Annotated in this window: 25 protein-coding genes; 8 read left to right on the forward strand and 17 right to left on the reverse strand. The window is 66.5% G+C overall.

The annotated features are described in order from the left end of the window. Window positions 1-38: 38 nt before the first annotated feature. The 15 genes from KXD97_RS03685 to KXD97_RS03755 form a co-directional block, all read right to left on the reverse strand. Entirely contained in the window at window positions 39-1532 is a 1494-nt protein-coding gene (locus KXD97_RS03685; RefSeq protein ID WP_260755510.1) for a KamA family radical SAM protein, read from the reverse strand. Further along, on the reverse strand, window positions 1529-2917 hold the full coding sequence (locus KXD97_RS03690; protein WP_260755511.1) for an FAD-dependent oxidoreductase: 1389 nt from the start codon (window positions 2915-2917) through the stop codon (window positions 1529-1531). The genes KXD97_RS03685 and KXD97_RS03690 overlap by 4 nt, the downstream gene beginning before the upstream one ends. After that, window positions 2914-3135 (reverse strand): acyl carrier protein, encoded by a 222-nt coding sequence (locus KXD97_RS03695; protein WP_260755512.1) that lies wholly within the window; start codon window positions 3133-3135, stop codon window positions 2914-2916. The genes KXD97_RS03690 and KXD97_RS03695 overlap by 4 nt, the downstream gene beginning before the upstream one ends. Further along, complete coding sequence (locus KXD97_RS03700) at window positions 3132-4670, reverse strand: AMP-binding protein (RefSeq protein ID WP_260755513.1); 1539 nt, start codon at window positions 4668-4670, stop codon at window positions 3132-3134. The genes KXD97_RS03695 and KXD97_RS03700 overlap by 4 nt, the downstream gene beginning before the upstream one ends. Continuing rightward, window positions 4667-6451, reverse strand: a complete 1785-nt coding sequence (glmS, locus tag KXD97_RS03705) for a glutamine--fructose-6-phosphate transaminase (isomerizing) (RefSeq protein WP_260755514.1) — start codon at window positions 6449-6451, stop codon at window positions 4667-4669. Before glmS ends, KXD97_RS03700 begins: the two co-directional genes overlap by 4 nt. A 208-nt stretch (window positions 6452-6659) precedes the next feature. Beyond that, window positions 6660-7436, reverse strand: coding sequence for a response regulator transcription factor (locus tag KXD97_RS03710; RefSeq protein WP_260755515.1), 777 nt, complete (start codon window positions 7434-7436; stop codon window positions 6660-6662). A gap of 203 nt (window positions 7437-7639) precedes the next feature. After that, the gene (locus tag KXD97_RS03715) at window positions 7640-8173 is read right to left on the reverse strand and encodes a response regulator transcription factor (RefSeq protein ID WP_260755516.1); all 534 of its coding nucleotides are present in this window, start codon (window positions 8171-8173) and stop codon (window positions 7640-7642) included. A gap of 214 nt (window positions 8174-8387) precedes the next feature. After that, window positions 8388-9584, reverse strand: a complete 1197-nt coding sequence (locus KXD97_RS33065; RefSeq protein ID WP_313901343.1) for a hypothetical protein — start codon at window positions 9582-9584, stop codon at window positions 8388-8390. A gap of 157 nt (window positions 9585-9741) precedes the next feature. Further along, the gene (locus KXD97_RS03725) at window positions 9742-10524 is read right to left on the reverse strand and encodes a response regulator transcription factor (RefSeq protein WP_260755517.1); all 783 of its coding nucleotides are present in this window, start codon (window positions 10522-10524) and stop codon (window positions 9742-9744) included. Window positions 10525-10894: 370 nt separating this feature from the next. Continuing rightward, window positions 10895-12058 (reverse strand): lipid-transfer protein, encoded by a 1164-nt coding sequence (locus KXD97_RS03730; RefSeq protein ID WP_260755518.1) that lies wholly within the window; start codon window positions 12056-12058, stop codon window positions 10895-10897. Then, window positions 12055-12459: a MaoC family dehydratase gene (locus KXD97_RS03735; protein WP_260755519.1), complete on the reverse strand. Its 405-nt coding sequence runs from the start codon at window positions 12457-12459 to the stop codon at window positions 12055-12057. Before KXD97_RS03735 ends, KXD97_RS03730 begins: the two co-directional genes overlap by 4 nt. Beyond that, complete coding sequence (locus tag KXD97_RS03740; RefSeq protein WP_260755520.1) at window positions 12456-13415, reverse strand: bifunctional MaoC family dehydratase N-terminal/OB-fold nucleic acid binding domain-containing protein; 960 nt, start codon at window positions 13413-13415, stop codon at window positions 12456-12458. The genes KXD97_RS03735 and KXD97_RS03740 overlap by 4 nt, the downstream gene beginning before the upstream one ends. Next, the gene (gene fadE29, locus KXD97_RS03745) at window positions 13412-14575 is read right to left on the reverse strand and encodes an acyl-CoA dehydrogenase FadE29 (RefSeq protein ID WP_260755521.1); all 1164 of its coding nucleotides are present in this window, start codon (window positions 14573-14575) and stop codon (window positions 13412-13414) included. The genes KXD97_RS03740 and fadE29 overlap by 4 nt, the downstream gene beginning before the upstream one ends. Next, window positions 14576-15607 carry an acyl-CoA dehydrogenase family protein gene (locus KXD97_RS03750; RefSeq protein ID WP_260755522.1) on the reverse strand — a complete coding sequence of 344 codons (1032 nt, stop codon included), beginning with the start codon at window positions 15605-15607 and terminating at the stop codon, window positions 14576-14578. Window positions 15608-15644: 37 nt separating this feature from the next. Then, window positions 15645-16928 (reverse strand): cytochrome P450, encoded by a 1284-nt coding sequence (locus tag KXD97_RS03755; RefSeq protein WP_260755523.1) that lies wholly within the window; start codon window positions 16926-16928, stop codon window positions 15645-15647. Between the two features lie 121 nt (window positions 16929-17049). Here KXD97_RS03755 and KXD97_RS03760 point away from each other — a divergent pair, with 121 nt between their 5' ends. From KXD97_RS03760 to KXD97_RS03775, 4 genes are all read left to right on the forward strand, one after another. After that, window positions 17050-18213, forward strand: a complete 1164-nt coding sequence (locus KXD97_RS03760; RefSeq protein ID WP_260755524.1) for a steroid 3-ketoacyl-CoA thiolase — start codon at window positions 17050-17052, stop codon at window positions 18211-18213. A gap of 10 nt (window positions 18214-18223) precedes the next feature. Then, window positions 18224-18607: a hypothetical protein gene (locus tag KXD97_RS03765; RefSeq protein WP_260755525.1), complete on the forward strand. Its 384-nt coding sequence runs from the start codon at window positions 18224-18226 to the stop codon at window positions 18605-18607. Window positions 18608-18616: 9 nt separating this feature from the next. Next, window positions 18617-19117: a nitroreductase family deazaflavin-dependent oxidoreductase gene (locus KXD97_RS03770; protein ID WP_313901344.1), complete on the forward strand. Its 501-nt coding sequence runs from the start codon at window positions 18617-18619 to the stop codon at window positions 19115-19117. A 322-nt stretch (window positions 19118-19439) separates the two neighbouring features. Beyond that, a complete protein-coding gene (locus KXD97_RS03775; RefSeq protein WP_260755526.1) occupies window positions 19440-19565 on the forward strand; it encodes a hypothetical protein in 126 nt (41 codons plus the stop codon). A gap of 4 nt (window positions 19566-19569) precedes the next feature. Here the strand turns inward: KXD97_RS03775 and KXD97_RS03780 are convergent, their stop codons facing one another. Together KXD97_RS03780 and KXD97_RS03785 are read right to left on the reverse strand one after the other, a co-directional pair. Further along, window positions 19570-20475: an SDR family oxidoreductase gene (locus tag KXD97_RS03780; RefSeq protein ID WP_260755527.1), complete on the reverse strand. Its 906-nt coding sequence runs from the start codon at window positions 20473-20475 to the stop codon at window positions 19570-19572. A 15-nt stretch (window positions 20476-20490) separates the two neighbouring features. Next, entirely contained in the window at window positions 20491-21279 is a 789-nt protein-coding gene (locus tag KXD97_RS03785) for an SDR family oxidoreductase (protein WP_260755528.1), read from the reverse strand. 52 nt (window positions 21280-21331) lie between these two features. Between KXD97_RS03785 and echA20 the strand changes: the two genes are divergently transcribed. From echA20 to ipdC, 4 genes are read left to right on the forward strand one after another with little or no spacing between them, the layout of a single operon-like run. Beyond that, a complete protein-coding gene (gene echA20, locus KXD97_RS03790; RefSeq protein ID WP_260755529.1) occupies window positions 21332-22087 on the forward strand; it encodes a (7aS)-7a-methyl-1,5-dioxo-2,3,5,6,7,7a-hexahydro-1H-indene-carboxyl-CoA hydrolase in 756 nt (251 codons plus the stop codon). Then, window positions 22084-22971 carry a cholesterol ring-cleaving hydrolase subunit IpdA gene (gene ipdA / locus KXD97_RS03795; RefSeq protein WP_260755530.1) on the forward strand — a complete coding sequence of 296 codons (888 nt, stop codon included), beginning with the start codon at window positions 22084-22086 and terminating at the stop codon, window positions 22969-22971. The genes echA20 and ipdA overlap by 4 nt, the downstream gene beginning before the upstream one ends. Further along, window positions 22971-23717 carry a cholesterol ring-cleaving hydrolase subunit IpdB gene (gene ipdB, locus KXD97_RS03800; protein WP_260755531.1) on the forward strand — a complete coding sequence of 249 codons (747 nt, stop codon included), beginning with the start codon at window positions 22971-22973 and terminating at the stop codon, window positions 23715-23717. Before ipdA ends, ipdB begins: the two co-directional genes overlap by 1 nt. Continuing rightward, entirely contained in the window at window positions 23714-24787 is a 1074-nt protein-coding gene (gene ipdC / locus KXD97_RS03805; RefSeq protein WP_260755532.1) for a (3aS,4S,5R,7aS)-5-hydroxy-7a-methyl-1-oxo-octahydro-1H-indene-4-carboxyl-CoA dehydrogenase, read from the forward strand. Before ipdB ends, ipdC begins: the two co-directional genes overlap by 4 nt. Window positions 24788-24814: the final 27 nt, after the last annotated feature.

The following is a 24814-nucleotide window of genomic DNA, read 5'->3' on the forward strand; positions in this document are numbered from 1 at the left end:
CTGTCCGCAGTACCCATTCCGGTCCCGCCTGCCCTGCCCTAACTGTCTCCGGATGTGGCCACCGGCGCGAGGTGTACCGGGCCGTCCGGAATCGGGTCGTCCTGCTCGCCTTTCGCGAGTAGCGCTGCTTCCCAGGGGTGTTCCCCGTTCTTACGCCACCACGCCTGCCCGAGCGCCGGTAGAGTGTCGATCGGATCGAAGTACGGGTACACCCGGCTGAGTGCGTCCGGGTCGCTGGCCTCCAGTCCAGTGCGATAATTCTTGCTCCAGTAGGAGATCCCGAGGTTCCGGTCGTACCGGACCACTTGGTGCACCCACCGCTTCCCGACGTAGGGCACGTCGCAGACCACCCGTGGTGTCGCGAAGCCAGGTAGGTACCCCATGATCGCCAGCTGCAATCGCTGGGCCTGCGCGAGCGAGGTCCGCCAGTGTTCGGCGTTCGGGATCATGTCGCACATGTAGAAGTAATAGGGCAGTATGTTCGCCTCCCCCTGCAGCGCGAAACACAGATCCAGCAGGTCCGAGGTGGTGGCGTTGACGCCGCGCATCAACACTCCCTGGTTGCGGACGTCGCGCAGCCCCGCGTCGAGCAGTCCGCGGGTGGCGGCCGCGACGAGCGGAGTCACCGACTGCACGTGGTTGATGTGTGTGTGCATCGCCAGGTTGACCCCGCGGGCTGCGGCAAGGCGTGCCACGCGATGGACTCCGTCGACCACCTTGAGCTGCATCCAGTGTTGTGGCAGCGCGGCCAGCGCCTTGGTCGCCAGCCGGATGTCGCGGATCGTGTCAATCTGAAGTAGCTGCATCACAAAAGATTCCAGGCGAGGCCAGGGCACGTTGCCGACGTCGCCGCCCGACACCACCACATCACGCACCGTCGGGGTGGATCGAAGGTAGTCCAGCATGCGATCTTGCCGGTCAGCCGGTTGCAGCGTGAGCCGAGTCTTGGTGACCGTCGCTGTGGAGTTCCCGATCAGGTCCATCCGCGTGCAGTGCCCGCAGTACTGCGGGCAGGTCGACAGCAGCTCGGCCAGCACCTTGGTGGGATAACGATGTGTCAAACCCTCGACGACCCACATGTCGCTCTCGTGCAGGGAATCCCGCTCGGCGTACGGATGCGAGCACCATTCCGAGTGCCGGTCGCTCAGGACCGGAAGCATGTACCGCCGGATCGGATCGCCGTAGAACGCCTCGGTGAATCCCCGGCCGGCCGGATCGCATTCGGGGGTCATGGTGTTGAGCATCTGCGGAGGCAACAGCATCGACATCGTCGACCGCTGCTGCTGGTCGGCCGCGAGGTCGGCGTAGAACCGTTCGTCGAGCAGGTTGCCGAGAACCGCCCGCAGTTGTCCGATGTTCTTGATCGAGTGTGCGCGTTGCCACTGCGGGTCCTGCCACTCGGTGTCGGTGACGGTGGACCAGCCCGGGTAGCGACGCCAGTCCGGCTCGGCCAACAGCCGTCGCACATAGGAATACGGTTGCTCCGCCACCGCGGTGAATCCGCTGTCCTCGGGTTCGACGAGTGTGGTCATCGCACCAGAGCCTTTCTTGAATCGGTCGCCGCAGTGGCGATGTCCGTCAACTCGGCCGCAACACGTTGCCCCGACCTGATCGCGCCTTCCATCAACCCGAAGAACTCCAGGCTGGTCTCCGTGCCCGCCCAGTGGATACGGCCGTGGGGGTGGGTCAGCGTCGGCCCCAGCCGCAGCCAGTCGCCCGGGCCGAAGAGCGCCGCGTAACAGCCCCTGCTGTACTTCTCGGCCAGCCAGTCGGTGACGGTGCACCCCGCGGGCGCCGGCAGGTCAGGGAAAAGCCTGCGGGTATGGGCCAGCGCCGCGGTCAACTTGTCCGAAGACGACAGTCGCGAGAACGCCGTTGCCGCCTCACCGGTGACGAAACCCGTGAGAACTCCTGCTGATTCGTCCGGTGGCGAATCGTCGACGGTGGACAGCAGCGGCCCGCCGGTGCTCACCGACCAGCCGGACAGTCCGCGGTCCCGCCACACCGGCGCGGGAAACCCCAGTTGCACCTTGATCGCACAACCGCGACCGGTGACCTCCGACGCCCGTGGCGCCGGCAGACCCGGCCGGAAGTCGATCCGCTGCGCGAGCAGCGGCGGGAGGGCCACGACCACCCGGTCGGCCCGATGGGTCGAGCGCGCACCGTCGGAGTCCGACACGCAGCGCACCAGCACACCGTCGTCGTCCTGTTCGATCGCGTGCACCGGCTGCTGCAGGTGCACCCGGTCGCCGAGCTGCGCTGCGAGTGCCTCACACAGCAGATGTGAGCCGCCGTCGATCCGCCACTGCTGGGCGCCACCCTCGAACGCGTTGAGATACCTGATACCGCCGCCGGATCGGAGGTAAAAGGCCATGTGCAGCGCCGAGATCGCCGCCGGGTCGGCGGCCATCATCTCCCCGAGGAACAACGGGAAGAACGTGTGCGCGTCCGCACGTATGTCCTCATCGGCCAGCCAGCGCGCTGCTGAGATCCGGTCCAGCTGTTGCGCACCGGGTGTCAGCCAGGGCGCATCGGGGTGTACCCGCTCGACGAGATCCTCGAGCCGGTCGAAGAGATCACCCAGCGCGATCGCGTTCAGCGGGGGCACCCGCCCCGGCGAGGTGGAGCGTTGGTCACCGATCAGGAAGGTGCTCTCCCCCGCCATCGCCGTGGACGCGAGCTTCAGGCCGTGCCGGTCGATCAGTCTGAGCAGTTCGGTGTGCCGGACCCCGAGGTAGGCGGCACCTCCGTCGCCGACGGCGCCGTCTGCGACCGACACCCCGTGCATCCGGCCGCCCACGCGGTCGCGCGCTTCCAGCACGAGGACCTCCGCCCCGTCGGCTGCCAACTCGACTGCGGCGGTGAGTCCGGCCAGCCCGGCGCCGATGACGACGACGCGCATACCTCCGGCACTCACGACGTCACGGCCGCGGTGAGATCGAAAAGCCCCTCCGGCGTGGGATAGTCGACCATGTCGTCGTAGGTCAACTCGATCCCGAAGTCCCGCGCGATCGCACTGAGCACCCTGGTCGCCAACAGAGAATCGCCGCCGAGCTCGAAGAAGTCCGAGTGTTCGTCCACCTCGGGGATGTTCAAGACCCGACGGAAGATTCCGGCGATGTGTTCGGCGCTCATCGGCGTGCTCCTTTGTTGTTGCTGTCCACTACGGCACGCTGCGTCGCAGCGCGGTCGACCTTTCCGCTGGCCGTGTACACCAGCTCTTCCACGAACCGGACCCGGCTCGGCACGAACTGTGACGGCAGGCGCTCACCGAGGTATCGCTTGAGATCTCCGCCGGTAACCTCGCGCGTGGCCACCACGTAAGCCGTCAGCGCCGTTCCGCCCAGTAACCGTTCCCCGACCACCACCGCTCGGCTGACCGCCGGGTGAGAGGTCAGTTGCATCTCCACCTCAGCGGGGTGCACGCGCACGCCGCGCACCTTGACCTGCTGATCGGCGCGGCCTCGCGAGTAGAGCAGGCCGTTCTCCCCGCGGACGACGACATCGCCGGTGTGGAACCATCGCTGCGGTCCGTCACCGTGATCGGCGACGCGGAACGCGTCGGCCGTCAGGTCCGCTGCCCCGAGGTATCCGGTCGCCAGGCCGGGTCCTGAGATCAGCAGCTCACCGTCATCGGTGACGTGGTCCCGCACATGGGGTAGCGGTCGGCCGATAGGCGCCTCGGCGTCCCCTGCGGCGAGGCGCGGTTCGGCGCCGCGACCGCTCAGCTGCACCGCATGGGTGATCATCGTGGTCTCGGTGCACCCGTAGGTGTTCAGTAGCCCGATGTGCCCGGTGTCGAGATCACGCCATTGCCGTAGCCGAGTCGGATCGACCCGCTCACCACCGATGACCACCAGCCGCACACAGTCCGGCAATCCCGCATTCCCGTCGTTGAGAAAGAGCACGAGCTCGTGCCAGAACGCCGTGGGCAGGTCGAGCACGGTGATCTCCTGCTCGGCGAGCATGCGCAAGAACGTCGGAAACGATCCCGTGTGCGCGCGGTCGTCGAAGACGACTGCGGCCCCGGCGGTCAGCGCGGGCAGCATCTCTTCGAGGCAGGTGTCCCATCCGAGGGACGAGAACTGGAGAACACGGTCGTCCGGCGTGAGAGCGAACAGATTTTTCAGCGCACGCACCGTGACCGTCAGCGCCTTGCGAGACACGGCCACCGGCTTGGGCGTGCCGGTGGAGCCGGAGGTGCACAGCACGTATGCGGCATCGGTGCCACGCCACCGCGGCACCGGTAGCAGTTCGACCTGCGGCCCGTCATACGGGCTCTGCTCGGCGGCGACCAGCCGATCCACTCCCAGTACGGTGGCGATGATCTTCCGGCGGCCTGCCGGGGACGCGGCATCGACCGGGCAGTAGGTCGCGTCGGCCTGCAGGATCCCGAGCAGGTGCTGGGCTGCGGACGGATGGTGCGAGACAAGTACGCCAATCAACCCTGACGGGCTCTTGGCGTCTCCCAGATGCCCGACGTCACAACGGGATGCGGTGATCCGCACCGCCTTGGCGAAGTCGCGGTAGTCGGTGGTGACGCCGTTGTGGACGACGGCAGCCCGGTCCGGCCAGCGACGGGCCGTGGCGGTGAAGTCGGCGACCACGTCGGCCGGCTCGGACTCACGCGCGCCGGCGACGCCGGCCAGGGGTGTGCCGTGGCGCCTCATTCGACTGTCACCGACTTGGCCAGGTTCCGCGGTTTGTCGACGTCTCGTCCCAACGCCACCGCGAGGGTCCGGGCCAGCACCTGCAGCGGTATGGTCGCCGCGATCGGACCCCAGGGTGCACCGAGCTCGCCGAGGACCGGCACCGAGCTGCCGGCGCCGCCGATCGTGATGACGCGGCCGCCACGGGCCGCCACCTCGGCGATGTTGCAGGCCAGTTTCGCGTCACCGTTGTCCACGACGACGACGGGGGTGCCGGGTCCGACCAGAGCCAGCGGACCGTGCTTGAGCTCGCCGGCCGGGCAGTGCTCGGCCCACCGGTAGGTGAGCTCCTTCAGCTTCAACGCACCCTCGGCGGCGTACGGCACACCCGACCCCCGAGCAATGAAGATGAACCCGGGGGCTGACACGAGGTCTTCCACGATCGGCGGTATCAGGCGACGAGCACCGGCAGCGGCGGCAGCGAGCTGGTCCGGCACGCGCCGAAGATCGTCGACGATCCTGGCAGCCGTCCCGGCCGGCAGCCGGTCCATGGCCACCATCGCCGAGATCATCACGGCCGCCCCCGAGATGACCTGGCACACGAAGGTCTTGGTGGCGGCCACCCCGATTTCCGGACCCGCCGAACAGTCGACGACCGCATCCGCCAGCCGCGACAGCGTGGAGTGGGTGCTATTGGTGAGCGCGAGGATGCGTGAGTCGCGCAGCGCGCGGGACTCCATCGCGCGCAGCACGTCGGCGGTCTCCCCGGACTGGCTGATGGCCATGGTCAGCTGGTCGGCGTCGGCGACGTCCGCCGCGGCCTCGCTGGCGATGGTGGCGGCCACCGGCAGAGCGCCGACCGAACGTACGAGATTGCCGATCACGTTGCCGGCGTTGAGGGAAGTGCCGCATCCGACGACACGCAGCCGTCCGAACGGCGGAAGGCCCATTCGGTCCCAGAGCGCCCCGGTCGCGATGTCCGGTGCCAGGCCCTCGATCAGGAGTGCCGCCGCTCCCGGTTGTTCGTCGATTTCCTTGGCCATGTAATCGGCGTAGTCGTGCAACTCCACATCGCTGCTGCGCCACAGGCACCGGTTGGCGGCGGGTGGCGATATGAACACTCCGGAGCGGCACCACCGGTCGGTGTCCAGTTCGACGATGTCACCCTCATCGAGGACCCGGAACTCGTCGGCCCAGTCGGCGACTGCCGCGATGTCGCTTGCAGCGAAGTCCCCGTGATCAGTGTGGGCCACCAGTAGCGGAGATCCGTTGGCCGCGACGGCGATACGCCCGGTGCCCTCTTCCAGAACGGCAAGCGCCCAGGATCCCTCGGCCCTGGCGAGCGCTTTCTGTACGGCCTGCACGAGATCTTCTTCGGCGAACCTCTCGTCCTCGATGAGGTGGCACAGCACTTCGCTGTCCACCGTGGTAGCGAAGATATGGCCGGCACCTGTGAGTTCGGCGCGGAGTTGGTCGGCATTCTCGATGATGCCGTTGTGCACGACGCTGATCTGCCCTGTGCAGTCGGCGTGAGGGTGTGCGTTGCCCGGTGTGACCGAGCCGTGTGTCGCCCACCGCGTGTGCCCGATCCCCGCTCCGTTGAACTGGGGCCCGTTCCACTTTCCGAGCAGTCCGTCGAGATCGTCCATCCGGCCGGTCGTCCGCAGGCGGACGACCTCACCGTCGGTGGTCTGCAGTGCCACGCCCACCGAGTCGTATCCGCGGTACTCGAGCCGCCGCAGGCCCACCCGCAGGTACTCGACCGCCGGCCGGTGCGTCCGGCACGCAATGATTCCGCACATCACCGAACTCCTTCGGAACGGTCGATTGGTGGGGGATCCCGAAATCCCGGCATTCGTTTCGCGGACAGACCGTCCTGAAAACCTGATACCGACGACACAAGGTGTTGAACATCCCCCGCAAACACATTTCAACTATCTGGCCCGCAACATCTTTGGTAAATGGGCCATGGGAGCGATTTCCCGCCTGTGCCCCGGGCTGAACCGGGGACTAGTTCGGTCGTAGACCCTGCACGGTGCACACGTTGCGCGCGATCGCTGCCGCTTGCTCGCGCGAGGTGACACCCAGCTTGTTCAGCACACTGTGTACGTGGTTCTTCACCGTGTGCACGGCGATGCAGAGACTCTCCGCGATTTCACGGTTCGCCATCCCGGCCTCGAGCATGCGGAGGATCTCGATCTCGCGGGCCGTCAAGACGACCTCCTTCGACGGTGGGCGGCGCTGTGCGGCCAGGGCCGAAAGCCGCCGGAGCAAAATTCCGGAAACGCTGGCTGGACAGGATGATTCCCCGGCAGCAACCCTGCGGATCAGCATGAGAAGATCGTCGAGCGATTCATTGCGCAGGTGGTATCCGACCGCGCCTGCTTCCGCGCATTCGACGATCACGGACTCATCGTCCTCGGATACCCCTATGACGACCACTCGCGCCCCGGGTTCGATTTTCAATATCTGCCGCAGCAACGTGGAGCTGTCGTGAGTCGCCATGTTCAACAGGATCACCTGGGGAGGCGTCGCGTCGAGTTCTGTGAGGAGCGACGCCAGATCCCAGGCCACCTCGGTTGTGACGCCACTGTGTCGTCCGCTCAAGACGCCGACCAGGCACTCACGGTAGAGCGTGCAGTCGTCGACGACCAGCACTCTGGTGTCGTACCTGGCGGTGGCGCGCTGATGGTCACTCGGAAAGATTCCCCCGACCGCGACACCCGCGTCGAGGTCGAGCAGCCGCGAAGTGGTCGAATTCACGGCAAGGCAACGGAAATCATCCATGTCGCCGCTCCGGCGGTCGAAGCTCTCGCGACTCGGTCAGCGGTCGGCTCCCGATCCGGTGCCACCCTGGAAGCCGATGCGCACCGAGACAGTCACGGTGACAGTGGGTTTGGCTAACGGACTTGTCGGGAACCCGCTTGATATCCGACTCATGGTTCACGCCACAACTATCGGCGCAGGCTACCCCTGCCGTATATGGGCCATCAGAACCAATTTTGACTAGGCCCGGATCCAGGACCATCGTATGGTTCTCGATCCAGATCCTGGGACAGGGCCGCCGCTTCCGCGCGAGAACTGACCCCGAGCTTGGTCAGCAGGCTGTGAACATGACTTTTGACGGTATGGACCGCGATCGACAGGTGGTCGGCGATGTCCTGGTTCGAGCGGCCCAGCCTGAGCAGGCGAAGGATCTGGATCTCCCGCGACGTAAGACCCGGATTTCTGACGATCCGGCGCGGTCGACCCGCAACTGAGGACGCGCGCCGGAGAAGTATTGCCGAGACCTCGGCGGGGCAGACGATCTCGCCCCGCGTGACTGCGTTGATCAGGATCAGGAGGTCTGCCAGCGAATCCGCTCGCATGTGGTAGGCCGCCACTCCGGCCTCTGCGCACGCGACAAGCACATCTTCATCGTCGCCCGACGCGCCGACCGCGATCACGGGCGCCCTCGGGCTCAGGCTGGTGGCGGCCCGGAGGAACGTCTGCACACCGATCGTGGCGAGATTGAGCAGGATCACCAGTGGCGAAACCGCTCCGAGACTCCCGATGAGAGAAGGCAAGTCCCAAGCCGTGCGGACCGGACGCACCCCGTTTGCCTCCAGCGCCGACGCCAGCGCGTCCCGGTAGAGCGCGCAGTCATCGATGATGAGGACGTTACCGGGGGCAGCGTGCCGTCGGTCACCGTTGGTCGATTGACCTGTCATGTCTGCCACGCTCGGAGGACACCATGCCTCAATCGCTCGTCGTATTGCCGGATGGACCGTCGTCTCCTCCGGATGAATGGGAGTCACCACCACCGGTGGGCGATCCGTCACCACCGCCGGTAGACGTACCGTCTCCACCACCAGTGGTGGAGCCCTCGCCGTCACCGTTTGTCAGCCCGCCGGACGTCGAGCCCTCGTTTCCAGACGATGAACCGCCGGCCGAATTTTCCTCTTGGCCGGACGAATCTCCGTCGTCGACCTCGTCGGAGTCCCCGTCCGGGTCGGAACCGGCGCCCGGTTCCGGGCCGTCGAACGGCCCGCCCGGATCGCCCCCGCCCGAGGGCGGAGCCGAGGTCGGCACCGGATCCGGCACGTAGCTCGGAGGCGCTTCCGTAGGCGTCGGAGGCGCTGAATACGTTGGGGGCGTGTATGTCTCAACGGGCTCCGGTGCAGGCGCAGGTGGCGGCGGCGGGGGTGGAGGAGGCGGTGGAGGTGGTGGAGGAGGCGGTGGTGCCATCGCCGTGTGGGTGGCCGGCCCCGGCAAGTCGGAGGCCACCGGGGCAACCGACCGAGCGGGTGTCGGGACCGGCCCTGACACGGGCGGCGTCATCGCGGCCACGGCTTCGAGTGACACAGTGAGCCGGTGAAAAACCCCGAGATCGACGAACTTCGGCATCATCCGGCCCAACACCGGAGACAGTTCGTCGAGCACCTGGACCGGCAACCGGTGCAGCAAGGCGTTCAGATAGAGCAGCCACTCCGCCAGCATCCTGGGCGAAAGCGCGATTCCGTTTCCACCCCCTCCGCCTCCACCGCTGAATCCGCCGAACATGGCGACCCGAAGGTCCAGCACGTCCGTGGGATCCGCCTGGATCCCGACAGCTTCTAGCACGTCCTGCAACCCGTAGGTTTCCACCAGCGTCGCGAACGTGTTCGCAGGCACGGTAACGGGCATCTGCGCAAGGATCTGCGCTACCTGCAGCAGGTCGGCCAGGCCGGTTTGTCTGAGCTCGGCGGCGTGCTTGACGGATATGGATTCGACGCGGACCGGAAGGCCGAATGCTCGGTCGAGGGCGGGAAGCTCGAGCATGCCGAAGATGGGTACCTCGTCGGGAGCGGGATACAGCGAGGCACTGAATGCCAGTCCACCCGCGACAAGCGCCGCGATCAGCGAGCGGGTCGATCTCCGGCCGCTGTCGAGCGATCCCTCGTCTCTGTCTGACATGCCGCCCCTCCTGGTCTGTCGAGCCGGGAGGAGCTGCCGTCAGCTTGGGCACGGTATCGCGGTGGCCCGTGTGCTCCGCCCTGCTCTACCAACTATCAACCGGGCTGTGGCGCAACGTACATGGACCGATGGAGCGATTTTCGGCTCTGGACCTTGCCTAGTTCCCGCTGACGCAGGACGGTCGCGGTCGTGTCCGAAAGTGGGCCGCCGCCTCGCCGCGGGACCGGACACCGAGCTTGTTCAACACGCTGTGAACATGGTTCTTGACGGTGTGCAGAGTGATATACAGCTCATCCGCGATATCTCGGTTGGTGAGCCCCATGTCGAGCATCCGCAGAATCTCCATCTCGCGGGTGGTCAGATCCGGTTCCGCTGGACCGGATCGTTCGGAGGCGATGGCTGCCAGACGTCGCATCAGCACGGCGGTGATGCTCGGCGAGCACGACGACTCCCCCGCCGCGACATCGCCGACCACGGTGAGCAGTTCGCCGAGGGACTGTGACCGAAGGTGATATCCGGCGACCCCGGCCTCGGCGCATGCGATGATCTCGGACTCGTCGTCATCCGCGACGCAGGCGGCGATCACCTTGATCGACGGCGCCGCCTGCCGTATTGCGGCCAGCATCGCAAGGCTGTCGCGCGTCGTCATACTCAACAGGACGATCTGCGGGGCCGAGTCGGCTGTCGCCACGCGCAGGGAGGGCGCATCCCATGCCATGGTCGGGCTCGCGCCGTCCTCGCGCAGCACGGACGCGAGATTCTCCCGCTGGAGAGTGCAGTCGTCGATGATCAGAATCCGGATCGCGGCACACCCGGACCGACCGCGGTCACCGACGCCGATGTCCGTTTCCTGCGGCTTGGCGATGCAATCGATCGTGTTCCCCAGATAAGCCATCGGATGCCCCCGCTCCGCTGTCGACGTGCCGCCGTACCGGGACATGTCATCCCCCCACCATTGCCCCTGTAAGACCCCACCCCGCGTAACAACCCCGCCTCGGGGAAATCCTTCGGCGCTGCGCTGACGGCATGGACAATTATGGGTGTTTGCTGAAATCTCCGTCAAGCGTAAATTCGGCCGAACCTGTGTAGTAGTCACGAAGTCAAAGAGCCAACCGGCCGATCCTCAGGCAAATCAATCAAGTTGTCCGAGGTGGCGCTATGTCCACCGCTTTGTTAGGTGATCGCGCAACGTGGTCCTACGCACGGGTTTGACCGGCAATGAACGAGGCAACCGGTGGCCGTGCCCACCACCCGGGGTTGAGCCGAGGTCCGATGCAACGGTAGGAAAGAGTTAGCTGCTGCTGTGGGTGTCAGCCGAGGATGAGCCCAGAGGTGGGCACCCCGGTTCCGGCGGTGACCAATACGTGTTCGACCCCGGGCACCTGGTTCACCGACGTCCCGCGCAGCTGGCGCACACCTTCGGCGATGCCGTTCATGCCGTGGATGTACGCCTCGCCGAGCTGCCCGCCGTGGGTGTTGATCGGCAGCCGACCGCCGATCTCGATGGCCCCGCCGGCGATGAAGTCCTTGGCCTCACCCTTGGCGCAAAAACCCAGCTCCTCGAGCTGGATCAGGGTGTACGGCGTGAAGTGGTCGTAGAGGATCGCCGTCTGGATGTCCTCGGGGGACAACCCACTCTGCTCCCACAGCTGGCGACCGACCAAGCCCATTTCTGGCAGCCCCAGCTCCTCGCGGTAGTACGAATACATGGTGAACTGATCGGCGCCCGCGGCCTGGGCGGCCGCCTCGATGACCGCGGGCCGGTGCTTGAGATCCTTGGCCCGCTCCGGGGTGGTCACCACGATGGCGACACCGCCGTCGGTCTCCTGGCAGCAGTCCAGAAGCCGCAACGGCTCAGCGATCCACCGGGAGTTCTGGTGGTCCTCGATGGTGATGGGCTTGCCGTAGAAGTGCGCCTGCGGGTTGTTGGCCGCATGCTTGCGGTCGGCGACGGATACGGCGCCGAAATCGGCACTGGTGGCGCCATATTCGTGCATATACCGCCGGGCGATCATGGCGACCGAGGCTGCGGGTGTGCTGAGGCCGTGCGGATACGACCAGCTGTACTCGACACCACGCGAATCGGCGTTGACAGTCAGGCCGGTCATCACCTGACCGAACCGGTGCTCGGAGCGCTCGTTGAAGGCCCGATAGGCGACCACCACCTCGGCGACGCCGGTGGCGACCGCCAGCGCCGCCTGTTGCACGGTGGCTGCGGCGGCGCCACCGCCGTACCCGATCTGACTGAAGAACGTCAGCTCGCCGATCCCGGTGGAACGGGCGACCGCGGTCTCCAGGTTCGAGTCCATCGTGAAAGTCACCAGACCGTCGACGTCGGCGGGTGACAAGCCGGCGTCGTCGAGCGCGTCCAGCACAGCCTCGGCGGCCAGACGTAGCTCGCTGCGTCCCGAGTTCTTGGAGAAATCGGTCGCCCCGATACCGGCGATCGCAGCCTTGCCGGAGAGGCCGGTCATGATTCTGCCCCCATAGATAGTGTGGCCGTGGCGATGACGTGATTGCCGAGGCTGTTGGCACCCACCACCTTCACGGTAGCGACACCGTCCTCTACGGCGGTGACCTCGCCGGTGAAGGTGATGGTGTCGTAGGCGTACCACGGCACACCGAGGCGCAGCCCGATCGACTTGATCCGCGCGGACGGTCCGGCCCAGTCGGTCAGATAACGCTGCACCAGACCGGTGTCGGTCAGGATATTGACGAAGATGTCCTTGGATCCCTTGGCCTGCGCCTTGTCCCGGTCGTGGTGCACGTCCTGGTAGTCGCGGGTGGCGATCGCCGTGGAGACGATGAACGTCGGGTCACCATGGATCTTCAGCTCGGGCAGCGTGGCGCCGACCTCTAGGGCAGGTGAGGTCATCGGGCCGGCTCCCACGCGTACAGCGTCCAGGCGGGGCTGATGTCACTGTCAGGGAAGTCGATGAACGTTGCGCGCACGGGCATTCCGATCTGCACTTCGCTGGGGTCGATGTCGCGCAGCTCGCCGAGCATGCGCACGCCTTCGTCGAGTTCGACCAGGGCTATCACGAACGGCAGCCTGCGGCCAGGCACCTGGGGTGCGTGGTGCACCACGTAGCTGAACACGGTGCCGGTCCCGGCGGCCACCACGTAATCGGACTCCTCGGTCGGTTCCTTGTAGTCCTTCCACACCGCCGGAACCGGAGGGTGCTGTAGCGTGCCATCAGGGCGGCGTTGGATGCGCAGCTCATGGGCGTTGACGCCGTCCCAGAAGAACTGAGTGTCCTTCGACGAGGCGGGCCGCATCAGTTTGTCCGGGTCCAGGTCGTCCGGCACCGCCGGGTTGTCCCCGGCGCGAGGCCGGAATTTCATGATGCGCCAGTTCATCTCGGCGACGGGCTCGCCGCCGGCGACCGTCCAGGTGATGAGCTGGTTGATGAAGTAGCCCTCGCCAAGGGCAGTCTGCTTGGGGCCCACCACATCGGTGATGTCGGCGTGGATGGTCAGTTCCTCGCCCGGCTGCACGTACCGGTGATAGGTCTGCTCGCAATTCGTCGCGACCACGCCGACGAAGCCGGCATCGTCGAAGAGCTGCATCATCTTCGACAACGGATCGTCGTCGGAGCGGCCCTGACCGAGCCCGCCCATCGTCCACACCTGGATCATCGCCGGCGGCGCCACGATACCGGGATGCCCTGCTGCCCTCGCGGCTTCCTCGTCGACGTAGATCGGGTTCTTGTCACCGATGGCATCCACCCAGTGATGAATCATCGGCTGGTTCACAGGATCTCGACCGTTGCGCGGTTCGCTCTTACCGGCCGCCTTGATCTCCTCGATACCGGCCTGCAGGTCACTCACCGCGGAACCCTCGGCACTCTCAGACCCGACGCGGCGATCATCTCGCGCATCACCTCGTTGACACCGCCGCCAAATGTGATGACCAGGTTGCGCTTGGTCATCTTGTCCAGCCAGTCCAGCAGCCGGGAGGTCTCCGGATCCGCGGGATTGCCGTACGTGCCGACGATCTCTTCGGCCAGCCGGCCGACCTCCTGGATGCGTTCGGTCGAGAAGACCTTGGTGGCGGCCGCATCCGCGACCGCGATGGTCTCCCCCGATGCTGCGACCTGCCAGTTGAGCAACTCGTTGACTCGCCAGATCGCCTTGATCTGGCCGAGGAGTCGCTTGACGTCGCCGTGATCGAGCGGGGTCGTGCCGTCCGAGCCGGGTTTGGCCGCCCATGCGTGCACCTGGTCGTAGATCCCGGCGATCCGCCCGGCGGGGCCGAGCCCCACCCGCTCGTGGTTGAGCTGGGTGGTGATCAGCTTCCACCCGCCGTTCTCCTCACCGACGAGCATGTCGGCGGGCACCCGCACGTCGTTGTAGTACGACGCGTTGGTGTGGTGTGCCCCGTCGGACAGGATGATGGGCGTCCACGAGTAGCCCGGGTCCTTGGTGTCGACGATCAGGATCGAGATGCCCTTGTGCTTGGCGGCTTCCGGGTCGGTGCGGCACGCCAGCCAGATGTAGTCGGCGTCGTGGGCACCGGTGGTCCACATCTTCTGCCCGTTGACGATCCACTCGTCTCCGTGCCGCACCGCCGACGTCCGCAGCGATGCAAGGTCGGTGCCGGCCTCGGGCTCGGAGTAGCCGATCGCGAAATGGATGTCGCCGGAAAGGATTCCAGGAAGGAATTTCTTCTTCTGTTCCTCGGTGCCGTGCACCTGCAACGTGGGGCCCACGGTCTGCAGTGTCACCATCGGTAGCGGCACATCGGCACGGTTGGCCTCGTTGACGAAGATCTGCTGCTCGACCGGGCCGAAACCGAGGCCGCCGTACTCCTTGGGCCAGCCGACCCCGAGCTTGCCGTCCGAGCCCATCCGCTTGATCACCGCGCGGTAGGCCTCGTTGTGCCGGTCGGACTCCATCGCGGCCGCCTCATCGGGGGTGATGAGCGTCGAAAAGTATTCCCGCAGTTCGGCTTGCAGCTTGCGCTGTTCCGGCGTCAGTTCGATGTACATCTATTGTGTCCTGTCGCTTCCGTCGCCCAGGCCGGCTCCCACCAGATCCAGACGGTGTGACGGACCGCCCAGCAGCCGGGTCAGGTCTTTGATCGACGAGTAATAGCGGTCCATCGGGTAGGTGATGTCCATCCCCATACCGCCGTGCAGGTGATGACAGAGCCGCATCGCCGGCGGAGCCTCGGAGGTCAGCCAGAACCCCAGAACCGCCAGGTCCTCCTCGACGTCGAGACCTTCGCTCAGTCGCCACATCACCGAGGTGGACAGCAGAGAGATGGTCCGCGAGGCGATGTAGACCTCCGAGAGCTGGGCGGCGACGGTCTGGAACGTCGACAGCGGCCTGCCGAATTGTTCGCGGGTGGCGACGTAGTCGGCGGTCAGTCGCAGCGCACCGGCGACCAGGCCGGCGGCGAACGCGCCGACTGCCGCCAGCGCCAGCTGGTTGACCCGGTGGGCGGTCGCCCGGTCGAGCACGTCGTCGTCGGCGACGGCGACGTCGGTGAACGTCAGCACGTACTCGTCCGAGCCGTTCGAGGTCGGTGTCCTGGTCGCTGTCAGACCGCCGGCATCCGCGGGAACCACCACGACGCCGCCGTCGGTGGTCACCACCACCCAATCCGCCTGTGCGGCATAGCCAACCGCAACCTTGGTGCCGTTGAGCTTTCCCGCGGCGAGTGTGACGGCGGGCCGGTCCGGCAGCTGTGCGCCGGGCTCGTTGAGCGCCAGCGTCACCACCGAGCCCTTGCCCACTCCGGCCAGGTAGCGGTCCTGCTGGGCTTGCGAGGCCAGGTCGAGCAGCACCGCGGTCGCCCCGAGTGTGACGAGCGCCGGGCTGACCGTGCCGTGCCGGCCGATCTCGGTCAGCGCGGTTGCGATCTCTGCGAGACCCACACCGTCACCGCCGAGTCGCTCCGGCACGCCCAGCGCCGTCACTCCGCCGGAAACCAAAGCCTCCCAGGTGTTGTCACGCTCGAGCACCGACGTCACCACATCGGCGACAGCCTGCTGCCCCTCGTCCGGACTGAAATCCACCGACTCCTCCTTGAGCCCTAATGAACCTGTCGACGCGTCAGTGCTGCACGGGGCACTTCTGCCCGGTTGCCGGCTCGCCGGCGCCGGTGTAATCCACCTGCCAGTGCTTGATTCCATTGAGCCAGCCGGACTTCAGCCGCTCGGGCTCACCGATGGGCTTCAGATCGGGCATGTGGTCGGCGACGGCGTTGAAGATGAGGTTGATGGTCATCTTGGCCAGGTTCGCGCCGATGCAGTAGTGCGCACCCGTCCCACCGAATCCGACGTGCGGATTGGGGTTACGCAGGATGTCGAACTTGTCGGGGTCCTCGAAGACCTCGTCGTCGAAATTGGCCGAGCGGTACGACATCACGACGCGCTCGCCCTTCTTGATCTGCACGCCACCGAGCTCGGTGTCTTGCAGGGCAGTGCGCTGGAAGGCCGACACCGGGGTGGCCCAGCGGACGATCTCGTCGGCGGCGGTCTCGGGGCGTTCCTTCTTGTACAGCTCCCACTGCTCGGGGTTCTGCGAGAACGCGATCATGCCGTGGGTGATCGAGTTGCGGGTGGTCTCGTTGCCGGCCACGGCGAGCATCACCACAAAGAAGCCGAACTCGTCGTCGGAGAGCTTCTCACCGTCGATGTCGGCCTCGATCAGCTTGGTGACGATGTCTTCGGTCGGGTTGGTGGCCCGCTCCTCCGCCATCTTCATCGCATAGGTGATCAGCTCGAACGAGGACATCGCCGGATCGACGTCGGCGTACTCCGGATCCTCGCCGGCGGTCATCTCGTTGGACCAGCGGAAGAGCTTGTCGCGATCGTCCTGCGGGACGCCGAGCAGTTCGGCGATGGCCTGCAGCGGCAGCTCACAGGACACCTGCTCGACGAAGTCGCCGGTACCCTCGGCCGCCGCGGTCTCGGCGATCTTCTGCGCGCGCTGGCGCAGTTCTTCTTCGAGCCGTCCGACGGCGCGCGGGGTGAACCCACGCGAGATGATCTTGCGGAGCCGAGTGTGCTGCGGGGCGTCCATGTTCAGCAAGACGGCCTTCTGCAGGTCGATCGCGTCACGGGTCATGTCCTTCGGCCAGACCGGGATCGCCCCGTCTGGGGAGCTGCCGAAGATGTCGTTGCGCTTGGACACCTCCTTGACGTCGGCGTGCTTGGTGACGAGCCAGTAGCCCTTGTCACCGAATCCACCCGTTCCGCCGGGCACGTCGACCCAGTGGATAGGCTCGGACTTGCGCAGTTCGGCGAGTTCCTCAACCGGCAACCGCTCAAGGTTCAGGGTCGCGTCGAGGAAGTCGAAATCGGGGCTGATCGGACATGAGTTCGGGCCGGGCATAGGGGAGCACTCCTCAATTGCAACGTGTTCTAGTGCCAGTAAAACATGCCTCCACCGCAGATGAAAGGCACGACGGCATCGCTGCTTGTCAGACTAATGAAACGTGTTCTAGCCTGACGCAATGGGTAACCCTGTCATCGTTGAAGCCACCCGCAGCCCCATCGGCAAGCGCAACGGATGGTTGTCCGGCCTGCACGCCACCGAGTTGCTCGGCGCGGTTCAGAAGGCACTCGTCGAGAAGGCCGGCATCGACGCCGGCGACGTGGAGCAGATCATCGGCGGCTGCGTCACCCAGTACGGCGAGCAGTCCAACAACATCACCCGCGTCGGCTGGCTGACCGCCGGACTGCCCGAGCACGTCGGGGCCACCACCATCGACTGCCAGTGCGGCAGCGCCCAGCAGGCCAACCACCTCGTCGCCGGCCTGATCGCCGGCGGCGCCATCGACATCGGTATCGCGTGCGGCATCGAGGCGATGAGCCGCGTCGGGCTGGGCGCCAACGCCGGCCCGGACCGAAGCATCATCCGCGCGTCGTCGTGGGATATCGACATGCCCAACCAGTTCGAGGCCGCCGAGCGAATCGCCAAGCGGCGCGGCATCACCCGCGACGACGTGGACGCACTGGGGCTGGCATCGCAGGCCAAGGCCAAGCAGGCCTGGGCCGAAGGCCGATTCGACCGCGAGGTCTCCCCCATCTCCGCGCCGGTGCTGGACGAGAACAAGCAGCCGACCGCCGAGTGGGCCCCGGTGACCCGCGACCAGGGTCTGCGCGACACCACCGCCGAGGCGCTGTCCTCCCTCAAGCCCGTGATCGACGGCGGCGTGCACACCGCGGGTACGTCCTCGCAGATCTCCGACGGCGCCGCCGCGGTGCTGTGGATGGACAGTGATGTGGCCAAAGCGCATGGCCTGAAGCCGCGTGCGCGGATTGTCGCGCAGGCCAATGTCGGCGCCGAGACCTACTACCACCTGGACGGTCCGGTCCAGTCAACCGCCAAGGTGCTGGAGAAGGCGGGGATGAAGCTCGGTGACATCGACCTGGTCGAGATCAACGAGGCGTTCGCGTCGGTGGTGCTGTCCTGGGCGCAGGTGCACGGAGCCGACATGGACAAGGTGAACGTCAACGGCGGCGCGATCGCGCTCGGACACCCGGTGGGCTCCACCGGTGCCCGGCTGATCACCACCGCGCTGCACGAGCTGGAGCGCACCGGCAAGGGAACCGCACTGATCACCATGTGCGCCGGCGGCGCTCTGTCCACCGGCACCATCATCGAGCGGATCTAGGTCCCATCCGGTGATCACCGACGCGGACCGCATCGCCGCCGCGCAGGCCTACATCAACGCGCTTGCCAGCCACCGGGCGCACGACGTGCCGTTCGCACCGGACTGCACCCGTGTCGAGGTCGGCCTCAAGACCGGCTTCTCCGGAAAGCACCTGCGCCGCAGTCTCAATCGGGGTCTGCAGTACCGGGTGATCCGAGCCGTGACGACACCGGAGTTCACTGTGGACGGTGACACCGTTCGGGCCCGTTTCGAACTGTCGACGAAACCCACCCTGGCGGGACGCCGCGTTGGCGCCCGCGTCGACGAGACGTTTCTGATCCCGGCCGACGACCCGTCCGGGCGGGCGCAGATCCACCACATCAACGCCTCGATCCGCCCGTTCCTGACCCGATAGGATCCCGTCATGGTCGACGCGCCCAAACCCCTGAGCCCGAAGCAGGTCGAGAACCTCAACTCGAAGGCGGTCGGCACCGGCATCAAGTGGATGTCGAAGTTCAACACGTGGGCGTACAAGGCCACCGGTGGCCGGATCGGCTACAAGTGGCGCGGCGGATCCAACCGGTTCAGCGCGCCTCCCCCGGTCGGCATCCTGACGACGATCGGCCGCAAGTCCGGCGAACCGCGCGAAAGCCCGTTGCTGTTCCTGCGCGAGGGTGATCGCGTCGTGCTGGTCGCCTCGCAGGGCGGCCGGGCGACGAATCCCATGTGGTATCTGAACGTCAAGGCGAATCCGCAGGTGACGTTCCAGATCAAGAACGAGAAGCTCAAACTGATTGCCCGTGAGGCGACTGACGCCGAGCGCGACGAGTACTGGCCGAAGCTCGACGCGATGTACCCGGACTTCGCGAACTACCGGTCCTATACCGACCGTAAGATCCCGATCCTGATCTGCGACCCCGAATAGTCCTGTCGGGCGGTCTGCTGCTGAGTCATCCGCTGACCAACACGGCATCACCGTCGATCCCGAACCGTCGTTTCTGACCAAGACCTTCCTCAACGTACGCGAACTGATCACCGCCCCGCAGACTGCCGTCCACAACATCAGGAAGGCGTTCGCGACCGGCGATCTGGCGGTGATCTCCGACTCCTTCGTACAGGCTGTCGTCGAGGTCGTACTGGCACCGGTGAGATTCGTCGCCGCAGTCGCCCCACCAAGAACACCGCTACCGAGGACACCGTCACCCACGCGGATGCGCCGAAGAAACGACACCGCGACGGTGGCGTCTGTGGATGTGGATGCGGAGGAGTCCGGCGCCCGCGAGGCTGACGTGGCCGAGTCCGAGTCCCCTGCGCCCGACACCGATGACATCGACAGCGGCGCCGCGGATCCTGTGGGCGCCGAGGCCGCCTGATCCCTCAGGCGCCGTAGACCGGCACCGGTGTGCGCGCCTTGGCCAGTAGGTCGGAAACCACGGGCCCCAGCTCGGCAGGATCCCATCGGGCGCCCTTGTCGATCTCGGGGCCGTGCGCCCAGCCTTCGGCGACGCGGATCTTGCCGCCCTCGACCTCGAACACCCTGCCGGTGACATCGCGTGACTCGACACTGCCCAGCCACACCACCAGCGGCGAGATGTTCTCCGGCGCCATCGAATCGAAGTCCTTGTCCTGGGTGGCCATCATGTCGGCGAACACGGTCTCGGTCATCCGGGTGCGCGCCGACGGGGCGATCGCGTTCACGCTCACGCCGTAGCGGCCCATCTCGGCGGCGGCGACCAGCGTCAGCGCCGCGATACCGGCCTTGGCCGCGCTGTAGTTGGCCTGACCGACGCTGCCCTGAAGTCCCGCACCGGAACTGGTGTTGATGATGCGCGCGTCCACGGTCTCTCCGGCCTTGGACTTGGCCCGCCAGTATGCGGCGGCGTGCTTCATCGTCGCGAAGTGCCCCTTCAGGTGCACCGCGGTGACGGCGTCGAACTCTTCCTCGCTGGTGTTGGCGAACATCCGGTCGCGCACGATGCCGGCGTTGTTCACCAGCACATCGAGACCGCCGAAGCGCTCGACCGCCGTCTGGATCAGGCCCTCGGCCTGCGCCCAGTCAGCCACGTTGGCGCCACTGGTGACCGCTTCCCCACCGGCGGCGACGATCTCGTCGACGACTTCCTGGGCGGCACTGCCGCCACCTGCCGGCGACCCGTCGAGTCCGACGCCGATGTCATTGACCACGACGCGCGCCCCCTCGGCGGCGAACGCCAGCGCGTGCGCCCTACCGATTCCGCCACCAGCACCCGTCACGATCACCACGCGGCCGTCGAGCAGTCCCATTGTTCGTTTCTCTCCTTACTTGATGTCGGCAGTGGTGGTCGACAGGTAGTGCGGCGGTTCCCCGCCACCGTGCACCTCCAGCGACGCACCGCTGATGTAGGACGCCGCTTCGGAGGCCAGAAACGCTGTGGCCCAACCGATGTCCTCGGGTTTGGCCAGCCGCCCCAGCGGCACGTTCTTCGATATCGCCGCGATCGACTCGGCGTCTCCGTAGAAGAGCTCCGACTGCTCGGTCTCCACCATGCCGACCACGACAGAGTTCACCCTGACCTTCGGCGCCCATTCCACGGCCAGCGTCGCGGTGAGGTTGTCGATGCCGGCCTTCGCGGCGCCGTACGCCGCGGTGCCGGGAGTGGGCCGATGCCCGCTGACGCTGGAAATGTTGACGATCGAGCCGCCGGCAGGCTGGCGCTGCATCACCGCGTTGGCGTGAGTCGAGACTGACAGTGCGCCAAGAAGATTCAGTTGCAAGATCTTGGCGCTGAACTTGGCCGACGCCTCCGCGGCCAGCACGTAGGGAGACCCGCCGGCGTTGTTCACCACCACGTCGAGCCGGCCGTGGTCGGCCACGATCCCGTCGACCAGATCCTTGACCGACTCATCCTCGCGGATGTCGCACGGCCGGAATTCATACGGGGATCCCTCGACCGGGCGGCGCGCGCACGTCACCACGGTGGCGCCCTGGTCGGCGAAGACCTTGCTGATGCCGGCACCCACGCCGCGCACCCCACCGGTGACGAGCACGATGCGTCCGGCCAGGCCCAGCGCGATGCCGCTGCGGGCACTGTCGACGGCGTCAGTCACTGTGCTAGCGTACCAAGCAAGTGCTTGCTTAGGTAGCGACCCAGGAGTTTGCATGCCGATCACCACAAAGACCGTGGAGCCGGGCATCGTGTCCGTCACGGTCGACTACCCACCCGTCAACGCGATTCCGTCGCGCGGCTGGTTCGAGCTGGCCGACGCCGTCACCGCCGCCGGGCGCGACCAGAGCACCCATGTGGTGATCCTGCGGGCCGAAGGACGCGGCTTCAACGCCGGCGTCGACATCAAGGAGATGCAGAACACCGAAGGGTTCACCGCGCTGATCGATGCCAATCGCGGTTGCTACGAAGCATTTCGGTCGGTCTACGAGTGCGCGGTGCCCGTCGTCGCAGCGGTGAACGGCTTCTGCGTCGGCGGGGGCATCGGCCTGGTCGGCAACTCCGACGTCATCGTCGCCTCCGACGACGCGAAGTTCGGGTTGCCCGAGGTCGAGCGCGGCGCACTCGGCGCGGCCACCCACCTCTCGCGACTGGTGCCCCAGCACCTGATGCGGCGACTGTTCTTCACGGCCGCCACCGTCACCGCTGACACGCTGCACCACTTCGGGTCGGTGCACGAGGTGGTGCCGCGGGCCGAACTCGACGAGGCCGCGCTGCGCGTCGCGCGCGACATCGCATCGAAAGACACCCGGGTGATCCGCGCGGCCAAGGAGGCGCTGAACTTCATCGACGTCCAGCCCGTCAACGCGAGATACCGGATGGAACAGGGCTTCACGTTCGAACTCAACCTCGCCGGCGTGTCCGACGAGCACCGCGACGCCTTCGCGGGCACGGACAAGGGGAAACAGTGACAGACAAGAGAAAAACTCTGGACGAGGCGGTGTCCTCGATCGAGAGCGGGATGACCATCGGCATCGGCGGGTGGGGGTCGCGGCGCAAGCCGATGGCCTTGGTCCGCGCGTTGCTGCGCACCGATGTCACCGACCTGACCGTGGTGACCTACGGCGGCCCGGACCTCGGGCTGCTGTGCTCGGCCGGCAAGGTCAAGCGGGTCTACTACGGCTTCGTGTCGCTGGACTCACCGCCGTTCTACGATCCGTGGTTCGCCAGGGCGCGCACCTCGGGCTCGATCGAGGCCCGCGAGATGGACGAGGGCATGCTGCGCTGCGGCCTGCAGGCAGCCGCACAGCGACTGCCGTTCCTGCCGATCCGGGCCGGTCTCGGCAGCGACGTCCGCGCGTTCTGGGGCGATGAACTCAAGACCGTGCGATCGCCCTACCCGACGGGCTCCGGCCACGAAGAGCTCATCGCGATGCCGGCGCTTAACCTGGACGTGGCGCTGGTGCACCTCAATCTCGGCGACGAGCGGGGCAATGCCGCCTATACCGGCATCGACCCGTACTTCGACGACCTGTTCCTGATGTCGGCACAGCAACGGCTGCTGTCGGTGGACAAGGTGGTATCCACCGAGGAACTGGTGAAATCTGTTCCGCCGCAAGCGCTGCTGGTCAACCGGATGATGGTCGACACGGTGGTGGAGGCGCCCAACGGCGCCCACTTCACCACGGCCGAGCCCGACTACCGGCGCGACGAGAAGTTCCAGCGCCACTACGCCGAGGCGGCCGGCTCCGACGAGGCATGGGCCGAGTTCGTCAAGACCTACCTGTCGGGCAGCGAGGCCGACTACCAGGCCGCGGTGCGCAGGTTCAAAGAAGCATTGGAGGCGTCGAAGTGATGTCCACCACCCGCGCCGAGATCTGTGCCGTCGCGTGCGCCGAATTGTTCCGCGACGCAGGCGAGATCATGGTCAGCCCGATGACCACCATCGTGTCGATCGGCGCCCGGCTGGCCCGGTTGACGTTCTCCCCCGACATCGTGCTGACCGACGGGGAGGCCCGCCTGATCGCCGACACCCCGGCCATCGGCGCCGCCGCGGCGATCGAGGGCTGGATGCCGTTCGGCCGCGTCTTCGAGACGCTGGCGTGGGGCCGCCGGCATGTCGTGATGGGCGCCAACCAGATCGACCGCTACGGCAATCAGAACCTGTCCGCGTTCGGTCCGCTGCAGCATCCGACCCGCCAGATGTTCGGCGTGCGGGGCGCACCCGGGAACACGATCAACCACGCCACAAGCTACTGGGTGGGCAACCATTCCAAGCGCGTGTTCGGCACTGAAGTCGACATCGTGTCCGGCATCGGTTGGGACAAAGTCGATCCCGACAATCCGGCCTACCGGTTCGTCAACGTCTACCGGGTGGTCACCAACCTCGGCGTGTTCGACTTCAACGGCCCGGACCACCAGATGCGCGCCGTGTCGCTGCACCCCGGTGTCGAACCGGACCAGGTCGCGGAGAACACCTCATTCGAGGTGCACGGCCTCGGCGAGGCCGAGAGCACCCGGCTTCCGTCAGCCGAGGAGCAGAAGCTGCTGCGTGAGGTGATCGACCCGAAATCGCTGCGGGACAGGGAAGTCAAGGTATGAGTCGGCTCAGCACGCCGCTGACCGAACTGGTCGGCATCGAGCATCCGGTGGTGCAGACCGGGATGGGATGGGTGGCCGGCGCGCGGCTGGTCTCGGCGACCTCGAATGCCGGCGGTCTGGGAATTCTGGCCTCGGCGACCATGACGCTCGAGGAGCTCACCACCGCGGTGGCCAAGGTCAAGGCTGCCACCGACAAGCCGTTCGGGATCAACATCCGCGCCGACGCCGGTGATGCGAACCAGCGCGTCGACCTGCTGATCCGCGAAGGCGTCAAGGTCGCGTCATTCGCTCTCGCGCCGAAGCCGGAACTGATCGCGAAACTGAAAGACGCTCAAGTGGTGGTCATTCCGTCGGTCGGCCTGGCCAAACACGCCAAGAAGGTCGCCGGCTGGGGCGCCGACGCGGTGATCGTGCAGGGCGGCGAGGGCGGTGGGCACACCGGCCCGATCGCGACCACGCTGCTGCTGCCGTCCGTGCTCGACGCCGTCGCCGGCACCGGGATGCCGGTGATCGCCGCGGGCGGCTTCTTCGACGGAAGGGGTCTTGCCGCCGCGCTGTCCTACGGCGCCGCGGGGGTCGCGATGGGCACCCGGTTCCTGCTGACGTCGGACTCGACGGTGCCCGATGCGGTCAAACAGCGCTATCTGAACGCCGCGCTGGACGGCACCGTGGTGTCGACCAAGGTCGACGGTATGCCGCACCGCGTGCTGCGCACCGGGCTGGTCGAGAAGCTGGAAAGCGGTTCGCCGGTCCGGGGCCTCTCGGCGGCGGTGCTCAACGCTCAGAAGTTCAAGAAGATGTCCGGCATGACCTGGAAGTCGATGATCACCGACGGGCTGGCCATGCGGCACGGTAAGGACCTGACCTGGTCGCAGGTGGTGATGGCCGCCAATACCCCGATGCTGCTCAAGGCGGGTCTGGTCGAGGGCAACACCGAGGCCGGTGTGCTGGCCTCGGGTCAGGTGGCCGGGATCATCGAGGATCTGCCGTCGTGCGCGGAGCTGGTGCCCGCGATCGTCGCCGATGCCATCGAGCATCTTCGCTCTGCCACGGGCATGATCACCGGGTAGGTCTTCACCGGGCATGCTTCGGGTATT

The sequence above is a fragment of the Mycobacterium sp. SMC-8 genome (assembly GCF_025263565.1).
Lineage (GTDB): Bacteria > Actinomycetota > Actinomycetes > Mycobacteriales > Mycobacteriaceae > Mycobacterium.